The organism is Pontibacterium sp., from assembly GCF_041587635.1.
GTDB lineage: Bacteria > Pseudomonadota > Gammaproteobacteria > Pseudomonadales > Balneatricaceae > Pontibacterium.
This window is the reverse complement of sequence record NZ_JBFGYC010000187.1, coordinates 1-6,671: the sequence shown is the minus strand read 5'-3', so window position 1 is coordinate 6,671 and position 6,671 is coordinate 1. Positions and strand designations below refer to the sequence as shown.

General features: G+C 51.7%; 5 protein-coding genes. All 5 read left to right on the top strand.

From position 1 onward, the window contains the following. The coding region (locus tag ABYW01_RS10690; RefSeq protein ID WP_372832625.1) for an acyl-CoA dehydrogenase at positions 1–1,285 on the top strand (1,285 nt) is incomplete at its 5' end. A gap of 98 nt (positions 1,286–1,383) precedes the next feature. Further along, a complete protein-coding gene (gene fabV, locus ABYW01_RS10685) occupies positions 1,384–2,574 on the top strand; it encodes an enoyl-ACP reductase FabV (protein ID WP_372832624.1) in 1,191 nt (396 codons plus the stop codon). 144 nt (positions 2,575–2,718) lie between these two features. Further along, the gene (locus ABYW01_RS10680; protein WP_372832622.1) at positions 2,719–3,240 is read left to right on the top strand and encodes an META domain-containing protein; all 522 of its coding nucleotides are present in this window, start codon (positions 2,719–2,721) and stop codon (positions 3,238–3,240) included. Positions 3,241–3,540: 300 nt separating this feature from the next. Continuing rightward, positions 3,541–5,880, top strand: a complete 2,340-nt coding sequence (locus tag ABYW01_RS10675; protein WP_372832620.1) for a YgiQ family radical SAM protein — start codon at positions 3,541–3,543, stop codon at positions 5,878–5,880. Positions 5,881–6,021: 141 nt separating this feature from the next. After that, positions 6,022–6,390: a glutathione S-transferase N-terminal domain-containing protein gene (locus ABYW01_RS10670; protein WP_372832618.1), complete on the top strand. Its 369-nt coding sequence runs from the start codon at positions 6,022–6,024 to the stop codon at positions 6,388–6,390. The last annotated feature ends 281 nt before the right edge of the window (positions 6,391–6,671 follow it).

Genomic DNA, 6,671 nt, shown 5'->3' with positions numbered 1-6,671 from the left:
TTCTGATCTGGCGGCGATCCGCAGTAAAGCGGAGCGTGAAGGTGATCACTACCGTATTAAAGGTCAGAAGATCTTTATTACCTGGGGTGAGCACGATATGGCTGAGAACATTGTTCACTTGGTGTTGGCGCGTCTGCCGGATGCGCCAGAAGGTGTTCGCGGTATCAGCCTGTTTGTCGTGCCTAAATTCATGGTGAACGCGGATGGTTCACTGGGTGAACGCAACGATGCGAAGTGTGTCTCTCTGGAGCACAAGCTGGGTATCCACGCGAGCCCGACCTGCGTCATGGCGTTTGGCGATGATGAAGGAGCGATCGGTTATCTGGTCGGTGAAGAGAACAAAGGTCTGGCCTGCATGTTCACCATGATGAATAACGCACGTCTGGCGGTAGGTCTGCAGGGTGTAGCGATCTCTGAGCGTGCGTATCAGCATGCGTTGGAATACGCTCATGACCGTGTGCAGAGCCCATCGGTCGGCAATAAAGAAGCAGGCCCGATCATCCGCCATGCGGACGTGCGCCGTATGCTGCAAACAATGAAGTCGATCACCGAAGCGGGTCGTGCTCTGGCATATGATGCCTGTGCAAGCCTCGACTTTGCGCATAAATCGGAAGACGCTGAAACCCGTGCGCGTGAATCCGCACGTGCTGCTTACCTGACACCGATCGTGAAAGGCTGGTGCACAGAGGTAGCGCAGGAAGTGACTTCTCTGGGTGTGCAGGTACACGGTGGTATGGGCTTTATCGAAGAAACCGGCGCAGCACAGCACTACCGTGACGCACGTATCCTGCCGATCTATGAAGGCACCAACGCTATTCAGGCACTGGATCTGGTCGGCCGTAAAACGTTGTTTGATAAAGGTGAAGCCGGTGCAGCCGTACAGGCTGAAATCGCTGAACTGATCAGTGCACTGGATGCTCAGGGTGGTTTTGCGTCCGAAGCGGCTCAGTTAAAAGTGGCATTGGAGCAGGCACAGGCAGCTCAGGCACAGTTGCTGAACGGCGCAGCAGACGATGCTCAGTTGCCGGGCACTGTGGCGTACAACTACCTGATGATGATGGGTACCTTGTGTGGTGGCTGGCAGATTCTGCGTGGTGCACTGGCGGCACAGCAGGAATTGGCGAACGGCGGAGACGAAGTTTTCCTGAATGCGAAAATTCTGAGCGCGCGTTTCTACGTGACACAGGTGTTGCCACGTACAGCGTCTTACGCACAGATGGTAGCAGCGGGTAGCGAGAGCGTGATGGCGATGAGCGATGAGCAGCTGGCATCCGCCTGGTTCTGATCCTGCCTGAGCGCCACGCTTAAACTGTAAAATCAGCCCGAAATCGGTTATCGTATCGGGCTGATTTTTTATGTAACGGATTGAGACTCTAGTTAACCATGATCATCAAACCAAAGATTCGCGGCTTCATTTGTACAACTACTCACCCAACCGGTTGTGCGGCCAACGTTCGCGAGCAGATTGCTTACACTCAACAGAAAGGTGAGATCGCTGGCGCTAAGCGCGTACTGGTAATCGGTTCATCCAGTGGTTACGGTCTCTCTTCCCGCATCGCTTCCGCATTTGGTTGTGGCGCAGCAACCATCGGTGTGTTCTTTGAAAAACCGGCTACTGAACGTAAAACCGGCACAGCGGGTTGGTACAACGCTGCTGAGTTTGACAAAGCTGCACACGAAGCGGGTTTGTACGCAAAGAGCCTCAACGGCGATGCGTTCTCCCACGATGCAAAAAACAAAGTTATCGATCTGATCAAGGAAGACCTGGGTCAGATTGATCTGGTGGTTTACTCGCTGGCATCCCCAGTGCGCAAAATGCCTGAAACGGGCGAAGTTGTGCGTTCTGCGCTGAAGCCAATCGGTGAAACGTACCGCTCCACGGCGATCGACACCAACAAAGACGTGATCATTGAAGCTGAAATCGAACCTGCGACGCAGGAAGAGGTTGATGCAACTGTGACCGTGATGGGCGGTGAAGACTGGGAACTGTGGGTTAATGCACTGAACGATGCCGGTGTTCTGGCTGAAGGCGCGAAGTCTGTTGCATACTCCTACATCGGTACTGAGATTACCTGGCCGATTTACTGGGACGGTGCTCTGGGTAAAGCGAAACAGGATCTGGACCGTGCGGCAGATGAGCTGAACACGAAACTGGCTGCAAACGGTGGTCAGGCTAATGTTGCGGTGCTGAAGTCTGTTGTGACTCAGGCCAGCTCTGCCATTCCTGTGATGCCTCTGTACCTGTCTATGGTCTTCAAGGTCATGAAAGAGCAGGGTTTGCACGAAGGTTGTATGGAACAGGTGCAGCGTTTGTTCGCGACCGGCCTGTATGGCGATAGCGCGCAGATTGATGACGGCAACCGTTTCCGTATTGATGACTGGGAATTGCGTGACGATGTGCAGAAAGCATGCCGTGACATGTGGCCTGAGATCACCACCGAAAACCTGTTCGAGATGACTGACTACGCATACTACAAAGATGAATTCCTGAAGCTGTTCGGCTTCGGTATTGAATCTGTAGACTACGAAGCGGACGTTGATCCACAAGTTGAATTTGATGTGATCGATATCTAATCAGATATTGTTTATCAAACACAGAAAAGCCCGAAGCTTGAATATTCAGCTTCGGGCTTTTTTTGATCAAAAAATAGCCCTTTTCATCTATTCGAAATGGGGATATGCTTTTGGGAGTAGAAAACTTCATAAGGATTTGAAGATATGTCTCCCATGGATGGCATTACGTGTCTGAAGACGTACCTCGCACCTGTTATTCTTTTCGGCTTGGTAGGGTGCCAGTCGGTTGCGCCTAAGCAGCAAACCGAATCTACCGTATCATCAGCAGTTTCTTCCACATCTGACATCAGTCAATCTGCACCTCTGAACCGCACGTTCTGGCGTGTTAAAACGCTGGTGGGTCGTGATGTTTCGGGTTTGATTAATGCATCTGTTGCCTTCGTCGATCATCGGATCAGTGGACGAGCGGGCTGTAACTACTTCTTCGCGGACTATTCAGGGCAGGGTGATCAGCTCGATATTGCCCGTATCACCACCTCTAAAAAGATCTGCTTCTCCAGTGTGATGCATCAGGAACAGCTGCTATTGAAGATGCTGGCGGAAGCTGAGCGTTTTGAGCATGGTGCCGATGGCAGTTTGATTATCTATTCGCGTTCTGACACTCATCCGCTGGTACTCAAACGGATCTCCCGCGCAGAAATGCCGGTTTTGGCGGCGAGACATTAAGTATGTCGCAGCATCTAACAGCATTCCCCTAGCAATATTTACATTTCCATCCAGTGATTAGCCGGCCGTGTGCCGGTTTTTTTTGTCTGGTTTTCGGTGGGTTGTTTAGCGTGCTATAGAAAGAATCATTCGAAACCCGAGTGCTTTTCTGGGAGAATGGCGACATTCAAATACTGTGTAAAATGGTCAAGTATTATTTGGGTGCTTAAACAGCGCTTAAATGTATAGGTTATGTCGTTAAAATGACGCTAACTGGCCGCTTTGCCTTTGCTTTTCCTGAACCTGACAGTGCTAGGCGACATGATCAATACCGCTCCTGATATCTTTTCCTATCCGCAATACTGGGCTGAATGCTACGGAACTGCGAAGTTTTTACCGACCAGCCGTGCTGAAATGGATGCTCTGGGGTGGGACAGCTGCGATATCGTGCTGGTGACGGGTGATGCCTATGTTGACCATCCAAGTTTTGGTATGGCCGTGATGGGGCGCCTGCTGGAAGCGCAGGGCTATCGTGTTGGTATTATCGATCAGCCGGATTGGCGCAGTGCCGAACCCTTTATGGCGTTGGGTAAGCCCAATCTGTATTTCGGCGTGACGGCGGGCAACATGGACTCCATGATCAACCGCTATACGGCTGATCTGCGTATCCGTCACGATGACGTTTATACCGCAGGCGGGGACGGTGGCAAGCGACCTAACCGTGCTGTCATTGTTTACAGTCAGCGTTGTAAAGAAGCCTATAACGATGTACCGGTCGTCATTGGTGGCATCGAAGCCAGTTTACGCCGTATTGCGCAGTATGATTACTGGAGCGATAAAGTGCGCCGCTCGGTACTTATCGATTCAACGGCGGATATCCTGCTCTACGGTAACGCTGAACGTGCGATTGTCGATCTGACCCATAAGCTGGCTGACGGTGAACCGCTTGAAGCACTGACGGATATCCGTGGCACCGTTGTTATTCGCAACGCGCCACCGGCGGGATATGTGGAGGTCGACTCCACCCGTGTCGATTGGCCGGGTAATATTGATAAGCTGCCCAACCCCTACGAGTATCTGCCGGAGAAGGATAAAGATCAGGAGGATGGAAAAGGTGGTGCGAAAAATGCCGCTGATGACGTTCAGCCGCTGCGCATTATTCCTGAGCCTCTTAAGGGTAAAGAGCGTCTGCCGGAAAAAACCTATATCCGTCTGCCATCGTTCGAAAAAGTTGAAAAAGATCCGGTGCTGTATGCCCATGCATCGCGCGTATTGCATCTGGAGTCGAATCCTCACAACGCCCGTGCACTGATCCAAAAACACGGTAAGCGTGAGATCTGGGTGAACCCTGCGCCGATCCCGCTGGAAACGCCGGAGATGGACGGTGTATTTGGTTTGCCGTACCAGCGTGTGCCGCACCCGAAATACGGCAAGGCAAAAATCCCAGCGTATGACATGATCCGTTTCTCGATCAATATCATGCGTGGCTGTTTTGGTGGTTGTACGTTCTGCTCGATTACCGAGCACGAAGGACGCATCATTCAGAGCCGCTCTCATCAGTCGATTCTGAATGAGATTGAAGAGATTCGCGACAAGGTACCGGGCTTTACCGGCGCGATCTCTGATCTGGGTGGTCCAACCTCCAACATGTATACGCTGAACTGCAAAGACCCAGAGATTCAGGCGTCCTGTCGTAAGCTGTCCTGTGTGTATCCGACCATCTGTCAGAACCTGAATACCGATCATCGTCCAACCACTGAGCTGTATCGCAAAGCGCGTAAGCTCGACGGCGTACATACGATCTCTATTTCGTCCGGTCTGCGTTACGATCTGGCCGTTGAAGACCCAGAATACGTGCGTGAGCTGGTAACCCATCACGTAGGCGGTTTGCTGAAGATTGCACCGGAACACAGTGAAGAGGGTACGCTCTCTAAAATGATGAAGCCGGGTATGGGGACGTACGAAGCATTTAAGAAAATGTTCGATCGCTTCTCCAAAGAAGCCGGTAAGAAACAGTATCTGATCCCGTATTTCATTGGCGCGCACCCGGGTTGCGAAGACGACGATATGGTCAGCCTGGCGCAATGGCTGAAGAAGAATGAATTTCAGGTCGATCAGGTGCAGACGTTCTATCCATCACCGATGTCACTGGCGACGGCGATGTACCACTCTGACCGTAACCCGCTGAAAAAGGTGACGTATAAGTCTGAGAAGCTGTACACACCGAAGAATGATAAGCAGCGCAAACTACACAAAGCACTGATGCGTTATCATGATCCGGAAAACTGGGCGACCCTGCGTGATGCCTTTAAGGACATGGGGCGTCCTGAACTGATAGGCGACGGCCCACAGCAGTTGGTGCCAGCCGAAGAGAAAGATCAGCAGAAACGACGTCAGGTGCAGCCTACCAAGCCCGGTAAAGCTGCACGAGGCGGTCAGTGGTCAGGTACAACGCCGAAGGCGCGAACCGACGATAGCGAGCCTCAACGTAAACGTAATGGCCAGAAGACCGCTGGCTCAAGGCCGGGTTCCAAGCCAAAAGGCGGCGTGAAAAAGTCCGCAGCGGGCGGTAAGAAGGCGGCCATGAACGCTAAGAAAGCGGGTTCAACTGGCAAGCGCCCGGGTAAAAAAGCGCCGCAGCGCAGTGCAAAACGGGGCTGAGTACATAGCTGAATCGTCTATTGGCACTAACGTCCTATACCATTCAGCCCGCGGTGGCTGTTTTGTACTGTAGTGAAATGATAAAATTTCGCCCCGCGAGACACGTATTCGTCGGGCTTAAGCAATAACTGGAGAGATTAAATGAGTTTTGTTCGTTGGTTTTTGGGCCGCATTATTCTGCTGCTTAACTTCATCTTTACCCCACGCAGTGTAAAACGTCCGGGCGACGAGCAGGCTAAAATCGACCAGCGTACCGAGAATATGTCTCTGTATCAGTTTGAAGCCTGCCCATTCTGCGTCAAAGTACGCCGTTCCATGAAGCGCAACGCGCTGAAGATCGAACTGCGTGATGCGAAAAACGATGCCACTCATCGCGATACGCTGCAGCAGCAGGGCGGTCGCGTAAAAGTGCCATGCCTGCGTATCGAACAGAACGACGGCTCAGTGCAGTGGATGTACGAGTCCAACGATATTATTGCTTACCTTGAAAAAGAGGTCGCAGCGGCCTGATAAGCCCTGCGTTAAGCTAACAAAAAAGGCCGATCTGTCCATAAGAAGATCGGCCTTTTTTGTGTCTGGCAGATATGAGCTGATAGCCTTTCAGTCTCTTCTGTAAAGACTATTTCAGCCAGTGCTATTCAGCTGCCGGGCATCCATCACCTCGCTCTTGTGCTCAGCTTACGTAATGTGCAAGGATAGCTTATCAATCTGATGCATTTCCCCGGACGGGAAGTATAGAAACGTTATGGAAAACGTATGCATATCATCGTATTACCCTTCTTTTCCTTTCA